This is a genomic window from Halosimplex yunnanense (assembly GCF_054504345.1).
The window spans coordinates 622082-644693 of the sequence record NZ_JBTJEL010000037.1 but is presented as its reverse complement, the minus strand read 5'-3'; the positions used below and the strand labels follow the sequence as shown (position 1 = coordinate 644693).

General features: G+C 69.2%; 18 protein-coding genes. 9 read left to right on the top strand and 9 right to left on the bottom strand.

Annotated elements, in window-relative coordinates:
- Positions 1-59 precede the first annotated feature (59 nt).
- From AB2U09_RS22000 to AB2U09_RS21990, 3 genes are all read left to right on the top strand, one after another.
- Positions 60-473 carry an SRPBCC family protein gene (locus tag AB2U09_RS22000; RefSeq protein ID WP_459194894.1) on the top strand — a complete coding sequence of 138 codons (414 nt, stop codon included), beginning with the start codon at positions 60-62 and terminating at the stop codon, positions 471-473.
- A 70-nt stretch (positions 474-543) separates the two neighbouring features.
- Positions 544-2883, top strand: a complete 2340-nt coding sequence (locus AB2U09_RS21995; RefSeq protein ID WP_459194893.1) for a glycoside hydrolase family 2 TIM barrel-domain containing protein — start codon at positions 544-546, stop codon at positions 2881-2883.
- Between the two features lie 208 nt (positions 2884-3091).
- Positions 3092-5146 (top strand): FG-GAP repeat protein, encoded by a 2055-nt coding sequence (locus AB2U09_RS21990; protein ID WP_459194892.1) that lies wholly within the window; start codon positions 3092-3094, stop codon positions 5144-5146.
- A 31-nt stretch (positions 5147-5177) separates the two neighbouring features.
- Here AB2U09_RS21990 and AB2U09_RS21985 read toward each other — a convergent pair whose 3' ends face one another.
- Positions 5178-5414 (bottom strand): hypothetical protein, encoded by a 237-nt coding sequence (locus tag AB2U09_RS21985; protein ID WP_459194891.1) that lies wholly within the window; start codon positions 5412-5414, stop codon positions 5178-5180.
- 79 nt (positions 5415-5493) lie between these two features.
- Between AB2U09_RS21985 and AB2U09_RS21980 the strand changes: the two genes are divergently transcribed.
- Positions 5494-7179 (top strand): acyl-CoA mutase large subunit family protein, encoded by a 1686-nt coding sequence (locus AB2U09_RS21980; RefSeq protein ID WP_459194890.1) that lies wholly within the window; start codon positions 5494-5496, stop codon positions 7177-7179.
- 120 nt (positions 7180-7299) lie between these two features.
- Positions 7300-7935, top strand: coding sequence for a DUF998 domain-containing protein (locus AB2U09_RS21975; protein WP_459194889.1), 636 nt, complete (start codon positions 7300-7302; stop codon positions 7933-7935).
- A gap of 16 nt (positions 7936-7951) precedes the next feature.
- On the opposite strand, the gene AB2U09_RS21970 is transcribed toward AB2U09_RS21975, so the two are convergent.
- The 3 genes from AB2U09_RS21970 to AB2U09_RS21960 all read right to left on the bottom strand — a co-directional run bounded on the left by AB2U09_RS21970 (position 7952) and on the right by AB2U09_RS21960 (position 11585).
- Positions 7952-8389 (bottom strand): NUDIX hydrolase, encoded by a 438-nt coding sequence (locus tag AB2U09_RS21970; RefSeq protein WP_459194888.1) that lies wholly within the window; start codon positions 8387-8389, stop codon positions 7952-7954.
- A 499-nt stretch (positions 8390-8888) separates the two neighbouring features.
- Positions 8889-9992 carry an aminotransferase class V-fold PLP-dependent enzyme gene (locus AB2U09_RS21965; protein ID WP_459194887.1) on the bottom strand — a complete coding sequence of 368 codons (1104 nt, stop codon included), beginning with the start codon at positions 9990-9992 and terminating at the stop codon, positions 8889-8891.
- A gap of 351 nt (positions 9993-10343) precedes the next feature.
- A complete protein-coding gene (locus AB2U09_RS21960; protein ID WP_459194886.1) occupies positions 10344-11585 on the bottom strand; it encodes a serine hydrolase domain-containing protein in 1242 nt (413 codons plus the stop codon).
- A 207-nt stretch (positions 11586-11792) separates the two neighbouring features.
- Here AB2U09_RS21960 and mce point away from each other — a divergent pair, with 207 nt between their 5' ends.
- On the top strand, positions 11793-12182 hold the full coding sequence (gene mce, locus AB2U09_RS21955; protein WP_459194885.1) for a methylmalonyl-CoA epimerase: 390 nt from the start codon (positions 11793-11795) through the stop codon (positions 12180-12182).
- A gap of 23 nt (positions 12183-12205) precedes the next feature.
- Here mce and AB2U09_RS21950 read toward each other — a convergent pair whose 3' ends face one another.
- The gene (locus tag AB2U09_RS21950; protein ID WP_459194884.1) at positions 12206-12802 is read right to left on the bottom strand and encodes a DUF2391 family protein; all 597 of its coding nucleotides are present in this window, start codon (positions 12800-12802) and stop codon (positions 12206-12208) included.
- Entirely contained in the window at positions 12799-13731 is a 933-nt protein-coding gene (locus AB2U09_RS21945) for a 3-hydroxyacyl-CoA dehydrogenase family protein (protein ID WP_459194883.1), read from the bottom strand. The genes AB2U09_RS21950 and AB2U09_RS21945 overlap by 4 nt, the downstream gene beginning before the upstream one ends.
- A gap of 315 nt (positions 13732-14046) precedes the next feature.
- On the opposite strand from AB2U09_RS21945, the gene AB2U09_RS21940 reads away from it, so the two are divergent.
- A complete protein-coding gene (locus tag AB2U09_RS21940) occupies positions 14047-15018 on the top strand; it encodes a transcription initiation factor IIB (protein WP_459194882.1) in 972 nt (323 codons plus the stop codon).
- Positions 15019-15175: 157 nt separating this feature from the next.
- Here the strand turns inward: AB2U09_RS21940 and AB2U09_RS21935 are convergent, their stop codons facing one another.
- From AB2U09_RS21935 to AB2U09_RS21925, 3 genes are all read right to left on the bottom strand, one after another.
- A complete protein-coding gene (locus tag AB2U09_RS21935; protein WP_459194881.1) occupies positions 15176-15904 on the bottom strand; it encodes a bacteriorhodopsin in 729 nt (242 codons plus the stop codon).
- A 2-nt stretch (positions 15905-15906) separates the two neighbouring features.
- The gene (locus AB2U09_RS21930; RefSeq protein ID WP_459194880.1) at positions 15907-18198 is read right to left on the bottom strand and encodes a methyl-accepting chemotaxis protein; all 2292 of its coding nucleotides are present in this window, start codon (positions 18196-18198) and stop codon (positions 15907-15909) included.
- Between the two features lie 112 nt (positions 18199-18310).
- Positions 18311-19939 carry a DUF3604 domain-containing protein gene (locus AB2U09_RS21925; protein ID WP_459194879.1) on the bottom strand — a complete coding sequence of 543 codons (1629 nt, stop codon included), beginning with the start codon at positions 19937-19939 and terminating at the stop codon, positions 18311-18313.
- Positions 19940-20199: 260 nt separating this feature from the next.
- Here AB2U09_RS21925 and AB2U09_RS21920 point away from each other — a divergent pair, with 260 nt between their 5' ends.
- Positions 20200-21582 (top strand): protein kinase domain-containing protein, encoded by a 1383-nt coding sequence (locus tag AB2U09_RS21920; protein ID WP_459194878.1) that lies wholly within the window; start codon positions 20200-20202, stop codon positions 21580-21582.
- Positions 21572-22312 (top strand): hypothetical protein, encoded by a 741-nt coding sequence (locus tag AB2U09_RS21915; protein WP_459194877.1) that lies wholly within the window; start codon positions 21572-21574, stop codon positions 22310-22312. The genes AB2U09_RS21920 and AB2U09_RS21915 overlap by 11 nt, the downstream gene beginning before the upstream one ends.
- Positions 22313-22612 lie beyond the last annotated feature (300 nt).

The window sequence follows — 22612 nt, the reverse complement described above, 5'->3', positions numbered from 1 at the left end:
TGACCGGTAACTGCTGACAGCGGGCGAACAGTTTTGGTGCCGGGGCGTCGACTCCGCCCATGCGCGCTGCCGCCCTCTCTCGGACCGTCTCCGCCCCGCCGAAGACCGTCGCGTATCGACTCACGCCGGAACGGGTCGTCGAGGCCGAAGGCGAGTTCCAAGTTCTCGACGTCTCGGCGGAGGACGGTCGGACCGTCGTGACCGTCTGGCCGAACGGCCGCATTCTCGCACCGCGGTTCGTCTTCGAGGACCGCCCCGACGGGTTCGTCTACCGCCGGATCCCCGAGGGAGACCCGCTCCTCCGGGCCGAGACGACCGTCGCGTTCACGCCCGACGGCGACGGGACGCGCGTCGACGTGCAGGCCGACGTGACGACGCGAGTCCCCCTGCCGTTTGTCGAACGCCTCGCCGCGCGCCGACGGCGCCGTGCGGTGAGACGCTTCGTCGACCGACTCGACGCGCTCGTGGCGTGAACGGCCGCTCGAAGACGGCGACGCCGCTGGAAGTCGTAAACTAATTGATGGCCCTGTGAGATGCGAGCGTATGACTTCCGAAGCAGGCCCCGCCGAGGAGCACCGACGCACTCGCCGACTGGAGACCGGCTGGCGGTTCCACCGCGGCGACGTCGACGGTGGCGAGGACCCCACGCTCGACGACGGCGACTGGGAGGCCGTCGAAGTTCCCCACGACTGGAGCATCGAGGGGCCGTGGGACCCGGACAATCCCGGCGACCAGCAGCAGGGCTTCGCGCCCGGCGGAGTCGGGTGGTACCGCCGGGAACTGCCCGAGGACATCGAAGGCGACCCGACGCTCCGGCTCGACGGCGTCTACCGCAACTTCGACGTGTACGTCGACGGCGAACACGTCGGCCACCGACCGTACGGCTACTCGACGGTCACCTACGACCTCGCCGAGTTCGGCGTCTCCGGCGGCGAGACGCTCGCGGTCCGCGTCGACAACGACGGGTACCCCCACAGCCGCTGGTACACGGGCTCGGGCATCTACCGCAACGCGTATCTCATCGAGACCGACGCGGTCGCTATCACGCCCTTCGGGACCGACGTGCGCACGACGGCCGCCAACGGCCGCCGCGCCGAGGTGCAGGTGCTCACCGAGATCGAGAACGCCGAGGGCGACGCCGCCGACTGCGCGCTGGAGACCGACATCGTCGACGAAGACGGCGAGATCGTGGCGACCGCCGGGAGCACGGCCACCGTCGAGAGCGGCGAGGCCCACGAGTTCGAGCAGCGCCTCTCGATCGCCGACCCCGACCGCTGGACGCTGGAGGACCCGACCCGCCACTTCGTCCGCAGCGTCGTCTACCGCGACGGCGAACCCGTCGACGACTACGTGACGCCGTTCGGCATCCGCACCTTCGAGTGGACCAGCGACCAGGGCTTCTACCTCAACGGCGAGCCGGTGACGATGAAGGGGGTCAACCTCCACCACGACGCCGGCTGTCTCGGCGCCGCGGTGCCCGAGCGCGCCCTCGAACGCCGCCTCGAGACCCTGCAGGACATCGGCTGCAACGCCATCCGGATGAGCCACAACCCGCCCCAGCCCGAACTGCTGGATCTGTGCGACCGGATGGGCTTTCTCGTCATCGACGAGGCCTTCGACAAGTGGCGCCACGAGGGCGCCGACGAGTGGTTCGACGAGTGGTGGCGCCGCGACCTGGCGGCGATGATCGACCGCGACCGCAACCACCCGTCGATCGTCTGCTGGAGCGTCGGCAACGAGTCCTACGACCAGGGCGCCGAGTCGATGCTCGACGATCTGGCGATGCTCACCGAGGCAACCAGCGAGATGGACCCGACGCGGCCGGTCACCTACGGCGCGGCGCCGTGGGGCGGCGACACCGCTGGCATGGTCGCCCAGCTCGAAGACATCGGCGAGCACGTCGACGTCCTCTCGTGTAACTACCAGGAGCAGTGGTTCGAGGACTTCCGCGACGCGGGCCTGGAGAAACCGATCATCAGCTCCGAGGCCAAGCCCTTTTTCCTCGGCGGCGAGGACGAGGACATCGGCTTCATCGCCGAGAACCCGTGGTTCGGCGTCGCCGACAACGACTTCGTCGCCGGCCAATTCATCTGGTCGGGGATCGACTACCTCGGCGAGTCCCGCGAGTGGCCGAACAAGGGCTGGGCGACCGGCCTGATCGACACGACCGGCGAGCCCAAGCCCGAGACGGGCTTCCACGAGAGCGTCTGGTCCGACGAGCCGATGGTCCAGATCGCCGCGTTCGACCCGGATCGCGAGCGGCCAGCCGGCCGCCCCAACTGGAGCTGGCCCGCCGTCTCCGAGCACTGGACGTTCCCCGACCGCGACGGCTCCCGCGATTTCGTCCACCTCGTCACCTTCACGAACGCCGAGACCGTCGAGCTGTACCGCAACGGCGAGTGGATGGGCGAGCGCGACCTCGCGGACACCTCCGACCGGATGATCGAGTGGTACGTCCCCTACGAGCCGGGGGAGGTGCGAGCAGTGGCGAAGGAAGACGGCGAGGTCGTCGCCGAGCACGAACTGGAGACCGCGGGCGAGCCCGCGCGGGTCGAACTCGACGCCGACCGCGAGACCATCGTCGCCGACGGCCGCGACCTCGTGTACGTCGAGGCGACCGTCACCGACGACGAGGGCGTCCGCGTCCCGCGCGCTGACCACGAAGTGACCTTCTCGGCTTCGGGCGCCGGCGAGATCGTCGGCGTCGACAACGGTGACCTCGACAGCAACGAACCCTACGTCGCCGAGTCGCGCTCGGCCTACCACGGCACCTGTATCGCCGTGGTACAGGCCGACCGCGAGGGCGGCCCGCTCGAGATCACGGCGGAAGCGGAGGGCCTCGACGGCGACAGCGTCAGCGTCGCCGTCGGCTCGGACGACTGACGGCGTCCGAGCTCCCCGTCCGAGTAACGACCGCTGCCGATCCACTGGCGCACGGGCTGGAATCGGATTTCCTGAGGTCGGATCGGCGCGGAAGCAGGCGTTTCTGTCGCGATATCGCGGTATCACAGCGTTCCGATATTCGGTGGGTAGAGCGGTGTAAGCGGTCTATTACAATGCGGGAATGCGGTGAGGGTCCGGACAGCAACCCATGCACACGGGTAACTCCGCGTCCGACGGTCCGGACGATCGACAGTCGGCGACCGACGGCGACCACGCGGTCTCCAGACGCACCGTCCTCCGGGGAGCGGCCGCCGCCGCCCTCGGCGGCACCGTGCTCGGCTTCACCTCCGGCGGCGCCCGCGCCGACCACGCCCCTCCGTCCGACTGGACGACGATCACCCTCGACGCCGAGGGCGCAAGCCACTCGTTCGGGAGCGCGCTCGCGTTCGACGCCGCGGGCGAGACGCTCGTCGTCGGTGACTCGACGCGACAGGACGGGGACGTCCCCACCGGCGGCGTGTCGGTGTACACCGCCGGAGAGAACGGCTGGAGCCGGGAGACGGTCCTCGATCCGGTCTACAGCGCGGAACTCGACTACGTCGGCGCGTCGGTCGCCGTCGACGCCGCCGGTGAGACCATCGTCGTCGGCGCCCCCGGCGAGGACGCGCTCGCCGGACAGTGCGGCGCGGTCTCGGTCTTCGTCCGCGAGGCCGGCGCGTGGAACCACGCGGCGAAACTCACGGCGGGGGACGAGGCGACCAACCGGGACCGCCTCGGCAGGGCCGTCGCCGTCGACGCCGCCGGCGAGCGGGTCGTCGCCGGCGCGCCCGCCGACGACGCGGACCCCGCGAGAGCGGGCGCGGCCTACGTTTTCGACCGCACCGAGGAGAGCGACGGCGACACTTCGTGGACCCGGACGACGAAACTGGAGCTACCGGAGGGCTCGGCCGGCGACATGGCCGGTGCGTCGGTCGCGATGGCGGCCGACGGCTCGACGGCTGTCGTCGGGGCGCCGGGCCTGAACGACGGCGCGGGTGGCGTCGCTGCGTTCACCGACGACCCGTGGGGCCACGTCAGGACCGCCGAGAACTCGGGGGACACCGCCACGGCGTTCGGTCAGGCCGTCGCGACCAACGGGACCGACAGCGTGCTCTGTGCGCCGCAGGCACCGCAGTCGTCGAGCGATGGCAACGGCGACGACTCGAACGCCCAGAGCGGCGCGGTCGGCTACGCGGGGGTGTACGGCGGCGTGTCGCTGGCCGCCGTCCAGGCGCTGTCGGTGGACGGTGGAACGACCGGCGAGCGCTTCGGGACGGACGCGTCGCTCGCGCTCGACGGCGACTGCGCCGTCGTCGGTGCCGTCGCCGGCGACTCGGCGGGATCGGACGACGGCGGGACCGAGGACGGTGAAACGGAGGATGTCCAGAGCGGCGACGGGTCGACACCGGCCGGCGGCGCTCTCGTCTTCGCGACCGGCGAGGACGGCTGGTATCACACCAGCCGCCTCGGACCGACCGACACCGGTTCTGTGTCGCGGTTCGGTCGGGCGGTCGCGGCCGACGGCGACGGGCACCGGATCGCGGTCGGCGGGCAGCGGGGGACGGAGGCGAGCGAAGGCGGCGTGAGCGGGACCGACACGGAGGCCGACTCCGAATCGTCGGCGACGGGGACGGTCACCGTGTTCACCCGCGAATCACCGGAGATCACCATCGATATCGAACCCGACGAGGAGTGGCCCGCGACCGTCCCGTACTCGGACGGCGGCGAGGTCGAGGTCTGTATCGAGCACACCGACGGCTTCGATCCGGCGGCAGTCGACGTGGGGACCCTGCGGTTCGGTCCGCCGCGAGTGGTCGACGAGGGCGACGGCGCCCGGGCGGTCGACGCCGGCAGCGTCGAAGACGCCGACGGGGACGGCGACGCCGACCTCCTCGTGCGCTTCCCCGCGGACGACGCCGGGTTCGACCCCGACGACTTCGCCGCCAGACTCGTCGGCGAGACCATCTACGGGACCCCCATCTCCGACCACGACTTCGTCGTGACTTCCGAGGACGGCGAGAGCAGCGAGGGCGACTCCGCCGGCAACGGGACCGGCGGATCCAGTGGCGGAGGTTCTTCCGGCAACGAAACGGGCGGGAGTTCGACTGGTAACGAGACAAGCGGGGACGCCGGGGGCGAAACCACGCCCGGAGGTGACCAGACCGACGGCAATCAGACCGACGGTAACCAGACCGGCGACGGCACGGACGGCGGCGCGCTGTAGCGCTGCCACCGGGTCGTCCTGTCGCGGCCGGTTACGCGAGCCGCTGGAGTCGCTTCCGGATCGGTGACTCGCCGGTTTCGATGCGGCCCATGGCCTCGATGGCGACCGTCGCCGTGGCGAGCGTGACGGCCCAGACGACCGACTCGCGGAGGGGGATCGACTCCGGGAGCGCGAACAGGACGGCGATGCCGACCAGAACGACCGCGAGGACTGCGGTCAGGCTCACGGCGTAGCGGAGGGCGGTGTGTTCGATGGCTGGCTCCGGCATGTCGAGTGGTGGTTGAACCCCGGGCGTGATAACGGGACCGCCGCCAACGGTTAAGGGTCGCCGTGCGAACATCCCACGTATGTTCGACCCCGACGACCTCGCGGCCATCCGGGAGGCCCGCGAGGAGTGGGAGGAGGAAACCCGGGGGCCGACCGTCGACCGCTTCGGGGAGCGCGAGGAGCGGTTCCTGACCGACACCGAAGGACAGGAAGTGGCCCCCATCTACACGCCCGCGGACGTGGCCGACCTCGACTACGAGGAGGACCTGGGATTCCCCGGCGAGGAGCCCTACACCCGCGGCGTCTACTCGACGATGTACCGCGGCCGATTGTGGACGATGCGCCAGTACGCCGGGATGGGCACCGCGACCGAGACAAACGAGCGCTTCCACTACCTCATGGACGAGGGCCAGACCGGCCTCTCGATGGCGTTCGACCTGCCGACGCAGATGGGCTACGACTCCGACGCGGGGATGGCTGCCGGCGAGGTCGGGAAGGCCGGCGTCGCCATCGACTCCCTGCGGGACATGGAGACTGTCTTCGACGGCATCCCGCTGGACGAGGTCTCGACCTCGATGACGATCAACGCTCCTGCAAGTGTGCTGCTCGCGATGTACATCGCCATCGGCGACCAGCAGGGCGTCCCGCGCGAGGAGCTCCGCGGGACTATCCAGAACGACGTGCTCAAGGAGTACATCGCCCGCAACACCTACATCTACCCGCCCGAGCCGTCGATGCGGATCATCACGGACATCTTCGAGTACTGCGCAGCGGAGGTGCCGAAGTTCAACACCATCTCCATCTCGGGCTATCACATCCGCGAGGCCGGCTCGACCGCCGCCCAGGAGATCGCCTTCACCCTCGCCGACGGCATCGAGTACGTCGAGGCCGCACAGGACGCCGGACTGGACGTCGACGAGTTCGCCCCGCAGCTCTCCTTCTTTTTCGCCTCGTACAACAACATCCTCGAAGAAGTCGCGAAGTTCCGCGCCGCTCGCCGGATGTGGGCGGCGATCATGGAGGAGCGCTTCGGCACCGAGAATCCGGCGTCCAAACAGCTGAAGTTTCACACCCAGACGGCCGGGTCGACGCTGACCGCCCAGCAGATCGAAAACAACGTCGTCCGGGTCGCCTACCAGGCGCTGGCGGCAGTGCTGGGCGGCACGCAGAGCCTCCACACCAACGGGAAAGACGAGGCGCTGTCGCTCCCCACCGAGAAGTCCGTCCGAACCGCCCTGCGGACCCAGCAGATCCTCGCCCACGAGTCGGGCGCCGCCGACACCGCCGACCCGCTCGGCGGCAGCTACTACGTCGAGTCGCTCACCGACGAGGTCGGGGCCGAGGCCCGCGAGATCCTCGACGAGGTCGACGCCCGCGGCGGCATGCGCGCGGCCATCGAGAGCGGGTGGGTCCAGCGGCAGATCCAGGACGTCGCCTACGAGCGCCAGGAGGAGATCGACTCCGGCGATCGAGTCATCGTCGGCGTCAACGAGTACACCGTCGAGGAGGACGCCCAGGACGCCGACGTCGAGGAGGTCTCCGAGGAGCAGGAACAGGCGCAGATCGAGCGGCTGGAGTCGGTGCGCGAGGAGCGCGACGACGAGGAAGTCGCGGAGGCGCTCGACGCCCTGGGTGAGGCCGCCCGCGGCGACGAGAACCTGCTACCGTACATCGTCGACGCCGTCAAGGCATACGCCACGACGGGCGAAATCTGCGACGAACTCCGCGAGGTCTTCGGCGAGTACCAGCCCGGCGCGGCGCTGTGAGTGCTTCGAGGGCCAGAGCGCTGTGAGCGGTGCTGCGGAACGGCTGGGACGGAATCGCGAGAGAGAGTCTCCCTGCTTCCATCCCCGTGATTTTTGCGCCGGGCGGGTGCAACTCGCGGTGTGTCCCAGTCCGAGTCCCCGTCCCGGTCGCAGTACGATCCCGCCCGGTCGCTGGTCCCGCCCTCGGTCGGCATCGTCGCCGTCATCGTCGCGTTCGGCGGCGTCGTCTTCGCGATGGCCGCCGCGCCGTGGTTCTCGCCGTTCTACTACGCCCTCTCGGATCTCGGTGCCCGCGGCGTCGCGACGGCGCCCATCTTCAACGGCGCCCTCCTCGTCGGCGGCGCGCTCGGCCTCGGCTTCGTCGCCTCCGTGCTCGCCAGCGTAGATCACCCCATCCGCGCCGCCGGCGCGCTGTTCGGCCTGCTCGCGATGGGATTCATGGCGCTCGTCGGCGTGTTCGCACTGCCACACCCACTGCACGGCGTCGTCGCTATCCCATTCTTCGTCTGTCTCACGCTGGGCGTCTTCCTCTGGGGTGCCGGCGACTACGCGGCCGGTCGACCGGTCCGCGGGCTCGTGCTGGTCCTCGCCGGCGTCCTGCACGTCGTCGCGTGGGTCTGGTGGGCGCTGTTCCCGTGGTTCCCGCCGGGTATCGCCATCCCCGAACTCGTCGGCTCGCTCGCGTTCGCGTGCTGGGGCGGGTGGCTCGCCGTCGACGAACTACAGCGCCTGCGCGTCGAGCGCGACCGGCTCTGAATGGTGAAGGGGCCAGTCACTCCGCGCCGCGGACCGCGGCCGCCCGTTCGACGTACGTCTCGGTGAACGAGGGCACGTCCGGGTGCTCGCGGAGTTCCGCTTCGGTGAGCCAGTGGACCGCCGCGACCTCGTCGAGGTCCTGCGGGCTGGCCTCGCCGCCCTCGTACTCGCACAGCGTGACGATATTGAGACACTGCTCGCCGGTGTCCGCCTCGAAGGTGCCGCTGCAGACGTACCGGACCTCGCCCACTTCGATCCCGACTTCCTCGGCGATCTCGCGGCGCGCCGTGGCCTCGATTGCGTCGTCGGTCCCGGGCGGTGCTTCCAGTTTGCCGCCCGGAAGTCCGAGGATTCCCGACGCGTGTTCTTCCTCGGCGCCGCGTTCGATCAGCAGGTATTCTCCGTCTCGTTGGAGGACCCCGTCGACGTTGACGACGTAGGCGTACTCTTCCATGCCTCCTCTGTCCTTCCGGGCGTGTAATTAATCCACTCAAGTCCGTGATTTTGGGTGATTGGGTGCTGGGTGTCTTCGGCGGGCTCTCTAGATGGATCCACTACCGCAGGGTACACTGGAAGTTGAAAGCCCTCGGCTCGCTCGCAAGGAGTAGTATCCACTACCGCGGGAATCAGTAAGCGATGAAAGCCCTCGGCTCGCTCGCGGTCGCTGAGGCGGGATATCCGCGCTCTCCGCACCGCCCGCGCGGATAGTGCCCGCGCAGGCGACTGCATAAATGCGAGCCCGCCTCGCCCTTTCAGTCCACCAGGAGAGCAAGCTCTCCTGAGCCCTCGTTCGCTTCGCTCACGAGGACGCCAGGGACAGCAGAACCGCACAGCACCGCAGACAGCCACACGCCTCTCCAACCGATTCGCTCGCTCCCTGCGGTCGCTCTCTCATCCCTCGCACGATGCTGTCGCGAGACGAGACGCGCGCCAGCGTGCGCCACTCCGGAAATTCAGAGCGCGTCGAGCAGGGCGTCGACGTCCTCGGCGGTGTTGAAGACGTGGACGGACGCGCGGACCGTCCCCGTCGGCGGGATGTCGCGCACCCGGATCCCGTCCTCGGCGAGTCGCTCGGCGGTCGCGACGGGGTCGTCGTCCGTGAACGAGACGAGGCCCGACTCGTAGGATTCGGCGGAGACGAGCCGGTCGCCGAGGCCCTCCTTCAGCCGGTCGGTCAGCCGCTCGATTCGGTCCGTGATGACGTCGTGACCGACATCCTCGATGGTCGCGATGCCCTCGCGCAGACCCGCGTAGGGGACCGGGGAGACGCTGCCGACTTCGAACCGGCGGGCGTCGGGCTTGAGTTCGCTCGGGTGGGCCTCCGGGTCTTCGACGCCCATGTAGCCGACCTGCGCGGGTTCGAGCGAGCGGGCGAACTCGTCGGTGACGTGGAGGAAGCCGGTCCCGGTTGGCGCGAGCAGCCACTTGTGCCCGGCGGCGGCGACGGCGTCGGCGCCCCACGCCTCGAAGTCGACCGGGCGCTGGCCGACTGACTGGACGGCGTCGACCAGCACGCGAGCGCCGGCCTCGCGGGCGATGTCGGTCAGCTCAGCGACGGGGAGACGACACCCGTCGGTCCAGCACAGTGAACTGAATACGGCGAGTTTCGCGTCACCGACCGCCTTGCGCCACTCGTCGCGATCGACGCTCCCGCCGCTCGCTTCGACGACGCGCACTTCGATGCCGGCGGTCTCGCGCAGGCGGTCCCACGGCAGGATGCCGGCGGAGTGCTCCTGATCGGTGCGGACGACGACGTCGCCGGGTTCCCAGTCCATCGCGGCGGCGATGCGGCCGATGCCGTCGGTGGTGCTCTGGGTGAGGGCGATCGATTCCGGCGCGACGCCGACGTGGTCGGCCACGGCCTCGCGCGTCTCGTCGAGTGCGTCGAACAGCGCGCCGTAGGTGCCGGCGCCGGCGGGCGCCTCGTACTCGTGGTACTCCAGTGCGGCCTCGGTCGCCTCGACGACGCGGCGGGGGCTCGGCCCGCCGGCGCCGGTGTTCAGATATATCGCCTCGTCCAGCGCGGGGATATCGGCGCGGAGTTCCTCGGGAGTCATGGTCGGATAGACGGACTCGGTCCGGGTAAATCTCCCGTCACACGGCTAGGAGCGCAGATACTCGCGGCTGGTAGCGTTCAGTAACGGCCAAGTGGTTCACGTAGCAGCGATCGAACCCCCAGATACCTGTCAGGAACGGCGTGCTGAATACAGAGTGTCTATTTGGCAACCCGCCCGCGACCATCACGAGTCAGACGAGAAGCACGCCGGTGACAGCAATCCGGTCGAGTCGACGACGAGCGAGTCGGAGTTGGCGGAGATTCCGACGAGGGCGATTACCGCGACGGTCGTGACAGGCATCAGTCCGAGAGGTGAAGTCGCGGCCCTCTCGTAGTTGGTTAGAAAACAGCGTCAGGGACGTCCAGATGCCGTCTCGGGGCCCCGTTGTTCGATACACTCGTAGACGGCGTCCCTGAGAGCAACCTCCCGGGGGTCGTCCTTCAGGTGGAGACCCAGCCTGTTCGGAGTGTAAGCAAAGCCCAGTTCCGCGTCGGGGTCCGCGAACCCGAACGACCCGCCTGCCCCCGGCGTGCCGAACGCGGCGTCGGAAGTTCCGAACCGGAAGTCGGGCGACGGTTTCGAGTACCCCATCGCGTACGCCGTCTCTTTGCCGATAACGACATCCCTCCGGTTACCTGACGGCGGCACCGGGGGTGCGGTCAATTCCGCGAACACGGCCTCGTCGAGACCAAGCGCTTCGCCGCCCGTCGCCAGGTCACCGTACAGTCGCGCCATCGAGCGGGCCGTCCCGATGCCGTTGGCCGAAGGGATCTCGACCGCGCGGAAGGACGGACTGTTGAGGTCGCTCGGCTGGCTGGTGGCGAGCACGTTCAGTGCTCGACTCGTCACGGACCACGGGTTGAAAAACGACAGGACGAAGCGGGGCGACAGCGTCCGGAGGTTCCGGAGCATATCCAACTTCCCGAACGCATCGAGGTCGGCAACGCGATCGGCCGGAATCTCCGGGGGAAGTCCGACGTAAAACTCGAGGCCGAGCGGCCCGGCCACCTCATCGGCGAAGAACTGGCCAAGTGTCCGTCCGTCGGTATGCCGGAGCAGCTCGCTCGCGTACCAGCCCAGCGTGAACGCGTGGTAGCCCTGGCGGGTGCCGGGCTCCCAGTCGAGTTCCTCACTCGCGAGCAGGGCGGAGAGGAACTCCGTGTCGGCGATTTGCTCGGGCGGTAGGCGCTCGTCAAGCGTCGCGAGTCCCGCCTGATGACTCAGCAACTGTCGGACCGTGACCTCACCCTTCCCGTGCTGGGCGAACGCCGGCCAGTGGTCGGCGATGCGGTCGTCGAGCGCGAACAGCCCCCGCGAGAGCGCGACGGCAATGGCCGCTGCCGTCATCCCCTTCGTCGCCGATGCCACGAGGACCATCGTCTCGACCTCCCACGGGTGCTCGCGGTCGGTGTCCCGGTAGCCACCCCAGAGGTCGACGACGAGTTCGCCGCGGTAGTAGACGGCGACGGCCGACCCCAGTTCGTCGCGGTCGCGGAAGTTCTCCGCGAACACTTCGCGGACGGGTTCGAACCCGGGTGCGACGGTTCCCTGAACCGTCACGGCGCCCGCAGACGGCGCCATTCCCTTTGACATGCCTTCTGCTACGCTCTCTGCAACGATAACTGTGACAGTCGACGATCGAGTTGTTGGCGCCTGGCCGATGTACGCCCTGTATTCACCACGGTTCCACCCAAATTGGAGACATCCGATATAAATGACAGTATTTGGTTCGCACGCTACGCTGAACGACGTCTCACCGGTCGACGCCGGGATTAAGCCCTCGACGGGCCAAGCGCCGCCATGGAGTTCGACCACGCGGGCATCGCGACCGACGACCGCGACGCACTCATCGACCTGTACGGGGGCGTCCTCGGCGCCTCCGTCGCCCACGAGGAACAGTTCGGAGAGCTACGGGTCGCGTTCCTCGACCTCGGTAACGGGTATCTCGAACTGCTCGAACCGACCGCCGACGCCGAGGGACCGATCCCGAACTACCTCGACAGCCGCGGCGCGGGCGTCCACCACCTCGCGCTCCGGACCGACGACATCGGCGACGCGCTCGACCGGGCCCGCGCCGCCGGTGTCGACCTCATCGACGAGGAGCCGCGGCCGGGCGCGTGGGGCCACGAGGTCGCGTTCCTCCACCCCGAGTCGACCGGCGGTATCCTGATCGAGTTCGTCGAGCACTGAGACGGCGGGTCGACTCGCCGCCGTCACCCGGGCAGCAGGTCGCCCAGCGCGGCGCCGATGGCCATCGGAACGAGCGCGACGCTGATCTGGCAGACCGCCAGTTCGGGGTTCGCCCAGTCGACGCGGCCCCAGGCGGTCATCACGACGACTGCGGTGACCAGCGGGATGGCGAGCACGCCAGCGAACTTCCGCGGGATGAACCCGAAGAGCGGGTTGTGGACTCGCACGTCCTGAAAGTCGGCCACGTAGAGGATACCGATTATGAGCGCGACCGTCAGCGCGTTCGTGAGGACGAAATACGGCGGATTGTGCAGGATGAACCTCGCGACCTCCTCGGTGCCGCCTTCGACGAACATCGGGATGCCGAACAGCAGCGACCCGAGCAGCGCCTCCGCGGCGTCGCTGCGGTCGAATCCGAACACGACGCGGCCGAACACGGGCGTCTCCTGTACCTCCATCGCCGTCCGCATCGTCTCCCGGACCTGCTCGCGCTCCTCGTGGGAGTCGACCGAGTCCGCCAGCGCTTCGAGGTCGTCGAACAGGTCGCCCATGTCCGGGCTCTCCTCGTCGGCAGACTGGGCCGACCGGCTCCGTTCCCGGCCGCCCTCTCGGTCGCTCATCCGCCGTCGGCGTCGTCTTCGGGGTCGACTGGGCTCTCTGAGCGCAGGTCGGGCCGCGGGTCCGGTTCGGCCGGCTCGACTGGCTCGCCGCTCTCCCAGACGTAGAACCCCTCGCCGGTCTTGCGCCCGAGGTTTCCGGCGGTCACCTTCTCCCGCAACACCGGAGGCGGGGTGAACCGCTCGCCAAGGGTCGCCGCAAGGTGCTCCAGCGCGTCGAGCGTCACGTCCAGACCGCGCTCGTCGGCGGCGGCGAGCGGCCCGACCGGGTGGTCGTGGCCCGCGGTCATCGCGCGGTCGACCGCCTCGACGCCGGCGGCCCGCTCGTCGATCATCTGCATCGCCTCGACCGCGAGCGCCATCCCCAGTCGGGTGGCGGCGAAGCCCGGCGTGTCCCGGACGACGATGGACTCCCGGCCGAGCCCGTCGACGAAGGAGACTGCCGCCTCGCGGGTGGGCTCTGTCGTCTGCTCGGCGACGACGATCTCGACCAGCGGCGTCTCCGGCGGGTCGACGAAGTGCAGGCCGACCGCGCGACCGGGGTTCCTGAGCCCGGCCGCGACGGCGGTGACCGACACCCCGGCGCCGCTGGTGGCGATGAGCGTCTCCTCGCCGATGCGCTCCTCCACGTCGGCGAAGCGCTTCTGGCGGGTCCCCCGGTCGGCGTCGGTCGCCTCGACGACGATGTCCGCGTCGGCGACGGCGCCGTCCAGTCCCGTCGTCGCTTCGATGCGCTCGACCGCGTCGTCGCGGGCGCCGGCATCGAGGGCGCCCGCGGTCACGGCGTCGTCCAGCCCTGCCTCGACCGCGTCGATCCCGTCCATGACGACGTTCGCGTCGTCGTCGTGGAGGGTCACGCCGTGGCCCGCGGCGGCACAGCACTGCGCGATTCCCCGGCCCGTCGCGCCCGCGCCCAGTACGGCAACGTCCATACACCCCATGCGAGCGCCGACCCGATTAAGCGTTGTTCCCCGGCGCCGCGCGCGGGCCGGCGCGGCCGTGATCGCCGGACTCTCGGCACTCGCGTCCTATCGAACCGACAATACGTCCAGGGCGCGCTCCCCGGGGGAACGTCGTCGTCATCCGTATGTCAGACGCGTGTCCCCTGTCTCCCCGCACCCGGCGATCCGACGCTTTCACCCGCCGTTGCCCCGAATATGTGCGTTTGGTGCCGTCGTGTCGTCTGACATACGACGGAAGTCGGGCGAAGGGTTTATATGTCCCCAAAATTTGTCTATATAAGAACAATGGAACGGCCGAGCCGCCAGCGCGAGCGCGTGGAGTCCCGGGAGAAAGAGGAGGAACAAGCGGACGAACAGGCCGAAAATCAGCAGTGCCCCGAATGCGAGTCGTCCGCGCTCGTCACGAGTGCGGACGGGGGCGAGGTAGTCTGCGAGGACTGCGGACTCATCATCGACGAGGGGAACATCGACCGCGGGCCCGAGTGGCGGGCGTTCAACCACAGCGAGCGACAGGAGAAATCGCGGGTGGGCGCGCCGACCACCCAGACGATGCACGACAAGGGGCTGACCACCCAGATCGACTGGAAGGACAAGGACGCCTACGGGCGTTCGCTGTCCTCCGAGAAGCGGTCCCAGATGCACCGGCTGCGCAAGTGGCAGGAGCGCATCCGGACCAAAGACGCCGGCGAGCGCAACCTCCAGTTCGCGCTCTCGGAGATCGACCGGATGGCCTCCGCGCTGGGCGTTCCCCGGTCGGTACGGGAGGTCGCTTCCGTCATCTACCGCCGCGCGCTCGACGAGGACCTCATCCGCGGCCGGTCCATCGAGGGCGTCGCCACCGCCTGTCTCTACGCCGCCTGCCGTCAGGAAGACATCCCGCGCAGCCTCGAAGAAGTCTCGGAGGTCTCCCGCGTCGAGCAGAAGGAGATCGGCCGCACCTATCGCTACGTGGCCCAGGAACTCAGCCTCAAGATGGAGCCGGTCGACCCCAAGCAGTACGTCCCCCGGTTCGTCTCCGAGCTCGAACTCAGCGAGGAAGTCCAGGCGAAGGCCAACGAGATCATCGACGTCACCGCCGAAAAGGGGCTGCTCTCGGGCAAGTCCCCCACCGGCTACGCCGCGGCCGCCATCTACGCCGCGTCGCTGCTCTGCAACGAGAAGAAGACCCAGCGCGAGGTCGCCGACGTCGCACAGGTGACAGAGGTCACCATCCGGAACCGCTATCAGGAACAGATCGAAGCGATGGGCATCCACTGATCGGCGCCCGCCGCCGGTCATCGGCACCGTTCGTCCGACACTGACGGCCTCGGGCCGTCGACTCCATTTTTCGCGCACCGACCGGTGAGCGGGAGCTACGGGGAGGACTCGCGAGCGGTGTTCGAATCGTCGCGACGAAAACCAGAATCCGGCCGGGTCAGTCCGCGGCGTTCGGGCCGTCGCCGATGGACGCGTCCACGTCGGCGACGTCGTCGCTCGCCGCGACCATGCTGGCGAAGTCGTTGATGAGGATGAGGCCGAAGCCGACTTTCGCCACCACGTCGATGTAGGTGACCACGAGCGCCGCCGTCTCGACGTCCATGACGCCGATACCCGCCGGCGCGAGTACCCAGATGACGGGGTAGACCAGCCACAGGACGACGACGAACGACCGCAGCTTCCTGAACAGCGCGGCCACGTCGTCGGCGCTCTCGTCGGCGAGGCGGTCCCCCTCGGTGAACAGGAGGTAGACGACGCCGGCGAAGCAGACGCTCCCGGCGAGGTACAGCACCCAGTTCAGCGGCGACCCGAGCGTCGCGCCGACGAACCCGAAGACGATGGTCAGCGCCTGCAGGGTCACGAGGCGGGCGATCAGTTTCGTCGACGCACCGACCACGAGCGCGATGATGGCGACGTGGACCGGGGTCGTGAGCAGCCAGTCGAGGTACCGCGGGACGAAGACGGTCGCCTCCTTCCCGGTGGAGAGCCCGCCGAACCCGAGGGCCATGACCGCGTACGCCACGGCGGCGATGGCGGGCACGACCGCCGCGAGGCCGAGCTGTCGTCGTCGTTCCGACGGGACGAACCGCAGGCCGTAGGCCAGCATGGCCGTCCCGACGACCATTCCGAGCGTACCGATGGTGAACCAGGTTGTGAGTCCGAGCATGGTCAGTCGTCCGTCGCCGCGGTCGCCGTCGATCCCGCGCCCTCGACGCCCGCTCGCGTCTCGAAGCGCGACAGTTCCGTCTCCAGTTCTTCCGCCCGCTCGCGCAGGTCCCGCGCCGAGGTCGCGACCTCGTCGATGGAGTGGGACTGGTCGTCGGCCGCCCCGGCCACCGTGTCGGCCTCGGTCGCGGTCTCCTGGCTGATCGCCGTCAGCTCGTCGATCGTCTCCATGACCTCCTGTGCCGTCCGCGCTTGCTCCTCGGTCGCGTGGTCGATCTCCTGAATGCCGGTGTCGACCTCCTCGGTGTACTCGACGATGGTCTCCAGCGCGTCGACGGCCTCCTCGACCGTCGAGACGCCGTCGGTGACGCGCTCGCTGGTCGACTCCATCCGATCGACCGTCTCGCTCGCCTGCGACTGGATCCCTTCGATCCGGCTCTCGATGTCGCCGGCGGCCTCCTTGGTCTCCTCGGCGAGCCCCTTGATCTCGTCGGCGACGACCGCGAAGCCGGCGCCGTCGCCGTCGGCGTGGGCCGCCTCGATCGAGGCGTTGAGCGCCAGCATGTTCGTCTGCTCGACGATCTCGGTGATGACGCTCACGATGTGACCGATCTCGTCGAGTTCGTCGTCCAGATCGTTGATCGCCCTGACCGTCTCCTCGGTCTCGTCCTCGATGGCGCTCATCTCCGCGATGGCGCGCTGGGCGGCCTCGCGACCGCCTTCCCCGACATCGGCGGCCTGCTCGGACGTCGTGGCGACCTGCTGGGCCGAGGAAGCGACCTGCTGGGCGGTCGCCGAGAGGTTCTCCATCTCACCGGCCGCGTCCTCCAGCCGGTCGGACTGTTCGGTAGTCCCGTCGAAGATCTCCGAGATCGACGCCGTCACCTGCTCGCTCGCGCGGTCGACCCGCTCGGCGTTGGTGCCGACCTGCTCGCTGGCCGCGGAGACGTCCCCCGCGAACGATTTCATCCGGTCGATCGTCTGCTCCAGCGCGTCGAGCGCTTCGTTGATGCTCCGACCGACCGACTGCATCGAGTCGTTGTCGCTCTCGGGGTCGGCCCTCCGCGTGAGGTCGCCGTCCGCCACGGCCGCGAGCACGTCGCCGTACTCCGCGGCCTTCGCTTCGAGGTGGGTCGTCATCGACTCCATCTCGGCGGCCTCGCGTTCGGCCTGCTTCCTGGCCTCCTCGGCGTCCTCGCGGGCCGATTCGGCCTCGGCCATCTTCTCGCGGATCGAGTCGCGCATGTCCTGGAACGACCGGTAGAGCGTCCCGATCTCGTCCTCCCGGGTTGTCGCGAGGTCGACTTCGAGGTCGCCGTCGGCCATCGCCTGCGCCCGCTCGGAGACGCGGCGCAGCGAGATGACGGTGTTGCTCCCGATGGTCACGCCGACGAGCCCGAGGTTGATGATCGCCAGCAGGACCAGCCCCACGAGGTCGGAGTTGATCTGCGCCCCCAGGGCGTAGGCCGTCGATTTCGGCGAGTGGATCATCACGACCCAGTCTTTGGTCTCCATGCGCGTGCTCGCCATGAGCGTCTCCCCGTGGTCCATGAAGGTGGCCTCGCCCGTCCCCACCATCGAGAGGTCCATCCCGTCGCTCTCGTGGGCGGTCAGGATCTTGCTCGCGTTCGGGTGGGCGACGTAGTCGCCCGCGGCGTTAACGACGACGGTCGAGGTGTCGTCGTTCCCGCCGGCGAGGGCCTCCGACCGGGCCGCGATGTCCGTCATGAACACGAGCGCGCGGTCCTCGGCGTCGGGTACCGGTGTCACGACGGCGACGACGGGGTGATCGGCGGCCGGCACCGTGAACGGCTCCGAGACGTACGTGTCGCTGGAACCGTCGAACGACGGCGGGTCGGTCGCGAAGGGCGCGCCCTGTTCGGCCGGACTCACCCCCTCGAATCGGTCGTCGGTGCTCTCGGTGAACGTCATCGACTCGGTGTCGAGGTAGTGGATCGCCACTACGTCCGGCGGGACGGCTCCCGAGTCGACGAGTCCGGTCAGTTCGCGGTCGACCGCGTCGCCGTCGCCCGACCGGACCGACTCCAGGCGAGCGGTGAGGACGGCTTCGCGCTGGACGTTGCCGAGCCACGAATCGAGTTCGCCCGTCCGGGTCTCCGAGAGCGTCTGCAGGTCCCGTTCCACGTCGTCCTGCAGCGTCGCGGAGGCCTGCGTGCTGATGACGGCCCCGAATCCGACCATCACCACCACCGCGACCGCGAGCGCCAGCCCGAGGCGAGCGGCGTACGACCGCCTGACCACCCCGGGCAGCAGCGAGGGATCATCCGATGTCATGTCCGGTACAGAGGAATACTCCGTGTAAAGCGTTCGTGCGCGGTTCTCAGTCCTGATAGTCCCAGTCGCGAGTCCGGATCCCGCGAGACGCCGCAGAAAAGCGAGGGGGTCCTCAGTTGTCGGGTTCGGCCCAGACGGGGCCGGCCCACGCCATGCCGCCGTCGGCCTGTTCGACTCGCAGGTAGTAGACGTCGGCGTCGCTGCCGCGTTCGCCGTCCCACGCCATCCCCCTAACTGGCTCGTCGTCGACGATTTCCCCGTCCTGGGTGAACGCGTCGAGCGACGCCGACTCGTCGGCCGTGCCCTCGACGACGTGCCAGTTCTCGTTGTTCTTGACGACCGTGACGCGCTCGATTGGCGCGGTCCCGGCGACCAGCCACTCGACGGTGCGGCCGCCGTCGGCGACGACAGTGCTGTCGTTCTCGCCGACCGCGACTCCGTCGACGGAAAAGTCGACGAGCGTCCGGTTGGGCTGGCTGGTCGCGTAGACGCGCCGCGAGCGCAGGCTCTCGAAGACGCTCTCGCGGGAGAGGTCGGAGGCGTAGAACCCCGTCAGTCCGCCGGGATAGCTGCCCTCGTCCCAGATGCGCCAGATGTGGCCCCAGCCGACGCCGTCCTCCCAGATGTCCGACAGCGAGGGGAGATGCGGCGGCAGGTGGATGTGCGAGCGGCCGGGCCGAGGCGCGTGGAAGTCCGACGAGCCCATCATGCCGACGCGGTAGCCGAGTTCGTGGGCGTCCTGCACGTAGTGGCCCGGGTCGCCCATCTCGCCCTGGCCCATCTGGACGGGCTTGGGGTTGTCTTCGGCGGCCGGCATCTCGCTGGATCCCCACTGGGAGTACACCTCGACCAGCGGCGCGATGTCGTCGTCGTAGTCCACGTTCGAGAAGTCGAAGGGGTACATCGCTTCCGCGGGGTGGTGCGGGATGGCGAGGACGTCGCCCTCGCTCTCCTCGCGCCACTCCTGCAGCCGGCGGAAGAGCTTCTCGTAGCGGTTCGTCTCGGTGTCGAGGGAGTCGAACAGCTCCGCCTCGTCGACGCCGTCGAAGTAGACGTTGATGTGGCCGCCCATGTTCGGCTGTTTCGTCCACTCGTAGCCGAACAGCGTCACGAACTCGCCGGGGTCGTGGTAGTGGCTCGTGACGGTCTTCATGTCCTCGAAGTACTCGTTGTGCATCCGGCGGCGCTGGAGCTTGGGCGGGATGAAAAAGCCCATCGTGTCGTGGTCGGTGTAGGCGACGACGTCGAGATCCATCACGTCCCGGCCGAACTCGAAGCCCTTGCTCATCGACCCGGCGCCGTCGGAGAACTGCGAGTGCAGGTGGATATCGCCCCAGTACAGGCGGTACTCGGGTTCGGACTCGGACACCTGGACGGGGTTGCTGGTGAACCGCCGCCCTTCCTCGTCGGTGAGGACGAGGTACTGGACGCCGGGCGTCTCGAAAGCGATCCCCTCCTGTTCGGCGATGGCCTCGTCGGTGAGGTCGAAGTCGAGCCGGTCGGGGTGGATCGCGTCGGGGTCGGTGCTCTCGATCGTGAACGCGCCGTCGTACTCCGGGAGGAGGCGGAGGTACTCGTCCCAGACCGACACCGTCGCCGACAGCGGTTCGTCGGTGACGACCCGGGAGGGGAGGACGCACTCGACGTCGTCGAACCGGCGGCGACGACCGCGTGCGATGTCGCCGAGGGAGGGTTTGTTGTCGGCGAAGACTTTCACGGACTCCAGGGCCTTCGTCAGCATCGGGACCACCGCCGGCAGGGGGCTCGCGCGGTCGGCGCGGCCGACGCAGCCGGCGCGGCCGGCACGACTGACCGGTTCCAGCGAGCGCGCATCTGGACGGACATATCACGGACGTGCGCCGGCGCGGGGATAAGGCTCCCGCCGACTGCGGCGACCGCCACACTCGTCGCTCTCGCGACAGGACCCAAACAGTCTTTACGGGGTATCCAGAAGATATCCGGGATACGTCGCGAGGAACGGCCGACGCGGCGAGCCCGACGATGACAGCGGACAGAGACGCGGCCGACGGACGCGAACACGACCCGCTGCTCGCGGTCGTCGCCGACCCCGAGCGCGGGCGCGACCGACTCCCGTACCTGCTGGACTCGCTCGGCACGGACGACCGCCAGCGCCGACTCCGGGCGTCGCTCGCACTCTGTCTCGCCGTCGATTCCTCGCCCGACCTGCTGGAACCGGTCGTCCGGGGATTGCTCGACCGCCTCGACGGCGACTCGCCGGCCGAGATCCCGCACGCGCTCGAGTACCTCGCCGCGCGATACCCTGACGCGGTCGCCAGCGACCTGCCGGACGAAGCGTACCAGCGGCTGCGCCGGTACCGCTCGGACTCTCGTGAAACGCATAGGAACCACCGGACCGAAAGCCCGTCCGGAGGCGATCGAGTAGGGGCCGCAAGCGGCGGCGACGAACCGTACTCCGGGCGAAATGGGGACGAGGAGACCGATACGGGAACACCGTCCTCGCGGAATCACGACACAGATGGACGCGACCCGACGCGCGGCGACCTGTCGGTGGTCGAGGACCGGTTGTCCGCCGTGATCGACGGAAGTCGCTTCGAAGAGATGCGCATCCGTTCGACCGGTCACCGGGGCCGGTTCGGCCGCCGCTACCGCGCAGTCGGAGCGATTGACGGCGAGGAACTCCCGCTTTCGGTGATCGTGTTCGGCATCCCCGAGGGTGACGGCAAGGCGTTCGCCCGCGCGCTCGGCGACGCGCTCGAAGCCTGGGCCGGTGTCGCCGACCGCGACACGATGCTGGCGGTCCGCGACTGGGGCCTGCGGCCCCGGCCGTGGGCTGCGGTCGAACACGCGGACGCGACAGTGGCCGACCGCGACGCGCTTGAACCGGCAGAAGCTGTCGCGAACGCGATCGACGTCGCCGACGCGCTCGCGCACGCCCACCAGCACGGCGTGGTCCACGGGGCGCTCGACCCGCTGACCGTCGCCTACCCGGACGCCGTTCTCGCCGAGTCCGAGCGCCGGCGCCCGCAGGTGACGGCCTTCGGCCTCGCCCGCGTCTACGCGGAATTTCAGGGTTTGGGCGCGTTCGTCGACCCGCGATACGCGGCGCCCGAGCACTACGACGGGCGCTTCGGCCGCGTCGACAACGTGACCGACGTGTACGCCCTCGGGGCGCTCCTCTACCGCCTCGTCACCGGCGAGACGCCCTTCGTCGGTCGCCCCGACGAGGTGGAGACCGGCGTCTGCTCGGATCGAACGCCGGTCCCGAGCGAGGTGGATCCGGACCTGCCTGCCGCCCTCGACCGGGTGGTCCGCAAAGCCATGGCGACCCGGAAGCTCACCCGCTACGAGACCGTGACGCACGTCCGCCGCGCACTGGAGGGGATCGACGCCGATGGCGGATGAGTTGACCTTCGGCCTCTATCTGGTTGCCGACAACCCGAACCTGACGTTCATCGCCTTCGTCGGCCTCGTCCTCCTCGCGGTCGTCGCCGTCCGCTTCGGGGCCTACGCCTACCTCAACGTCCGCGCGTCCGGGCCCGCCGGCCAGCGCGTCCTCTGGGAGTACCTGCTGTCGGTCGGCGTCGTCGCCGCCCTCTACGGGCTGGTCGGCGTCCTCGAAATCGTCTCCTCGATCCGGACACCGTACAAGAACGGCGTCATGCTCGCCGTCGTCCTCCTGCTCGCGCTCGCTGCCCGCGAGATCCACTTCAACGCCGCGCTCTCGACCGATGCGGCGGACCGGTCGGGCGGGTTCACCGGTCGTCGCCTCCTCGAAATCGCCTTCGTCGGCGTCGTCGCCGCCGTCGTCTTCGGCGTCGCCGTCGCCGGCCTCGTCCGCCCGCTGCTTGCCCTGCAGGGCGTCGGCGCGCTCGCAATCGCCGGCTACGGGTTCTGGTTCGGCCGCCGGCAGACCGCCGAGGCGATGGTCCGGGGCACGATGATCGACTCGCTGCTGCGCCATCTCCTGCCCGTCATGGCCTTCGCGGCGCTGGTCCCCGCCGCCGACCTGGCGACCGTCGCCGGCCTCGACCGCGCGGTCGTCATCCACGTCCAGGTCGTCTTCCTCATCATGACCGCCACCGCCCTGATGACCGCGACCATCAAACTCCGGCAGAATCTGGCGAGTCTGTGACTTCCGGGAATCGACCGACTGCCGTGGCGCGCGCTGTCGCGCGCTTTCATGCGCGCGACGGAGTCGTGCGAGGGATGAGAAGCGCAGCCTGCGAGCATCGCAATCGGTTGGGGAGGCGTGTGGCTGTCTGCGGTGTGGTGTTGTGCGGTCGTGGTTTCCTGGCGGACTGAACGGGCGAGGCGGGCTCGCGTGCAGTTCAGTCGCCTGAGCGGCCCCTACCCGAAGCGGCCGCAGGCCGCGAGGGTATGTCGCTCAGCGACCGCGAGCCCGTCGAGGGCTTTCAACGCTTGCTGTTCCCTG